General features: G+C 74.1%; 1 protein-coding gene and 1 pseudogene. One reads left to right on the top strand and one right to left on the bottom strand.

The window, feature by feature from the left end; genetic code table 11:
- The coding region (locus CCN33_RS29405) for a LacI family DNA-binding transcriptional regulator (protein WP_140394751.1) at positions 1–159 on the bottom strand (159 nt) is incomplete at its 3' end.
- A gap of 140 nt (positions 160–299) precedes the next feature.
- Between CCN33_RS29405 and CCN33_RS29400 the strand changes: the two are divergent.
- Positions 300–780: pseudogene (locus tag CCN33_RS29400) on the top strand (MFS transporter); the annotation flags it as partial.

The following is a 780-nucleotide window of genomic DNA, read 5'->3' as shown; positions in this document are numbered from 1 at the left end:
GTAGCCGAGGTCGGTGGCGGCCTGGCGGACGCGCTGGGCGGTGGTCTCGGAGACGCGGCCGCGCCATTTGTCGCCGAGGACGAGTGAGACGGCGGCCTGGCTGACTCCGGCCGCGCGGGCGACGTCACGGCTGGTCGGGCGGGTGCTGCTGCGTGCCACCGCGGGCGTGCTCCTCTGGGTGCTGTGTGGACGGTCGGACAGCGCACATGGTACGTATGAAAGCGCTAGTTATACGTAACACTTCGGGGACATCGCGACGGCGGTCGAGGGTGCCGGAGCGGCCGCTGAAGGGGCGGGACATGGCGACGGGTTATCTGGAGATCCTGCGGGCGCGGCATGCGCTGCGCCTGCTGACGGGGACGCTGGTGGGCCGGCTGCCCAACGCGGTCGCGCCGATCGCCATGGTGCTGTTCGTGCGCGCGGAGGGCGGTACGTACAGCCTGGCGGGGGCGCTGGCGGCGGTGTACGGGGTGGCGAACGCGGTGGGCCAGCCGCTGCTGGGGCGGCTGGTGGACCTGTACGGGCAGCCGCGGGTGCAGTTGCCGGCGGCGCTGGCGTCGGCGCTGGCGATGGCGGGGTTCGCGTTCTGCGGGATCGGTCCGCTGGGCCCGGCGTACGCGCTGGTGGCGCTGGCGGGCCTGTGCACGCCGCCGCTGGAGGGCGGGCTGCGGGCGCTGTGGCCGTCGGTGCTGCGCCGGGGGGACCAGGTGCACACGGCGTACGCGCTGGACGCGGTGGCGCAGGAGGTGATGTTCACGGTCGGGCCGCTGCTGGTGACGC

This window comes from Streptomyces recifensis (assembly GCF_002154615.1).
Taxonomy (GTDB): Bacteria; Actinomycetota; Actinomycetes; order Streptomycetales; family Streptomycetaceae; genus Streptomyces; species Streptomyces griseoluteus.
Note: the sequence above shows the minus strand (reverse complement) of the source record. Positions and strands in the feature narration are given on the sequence as shown.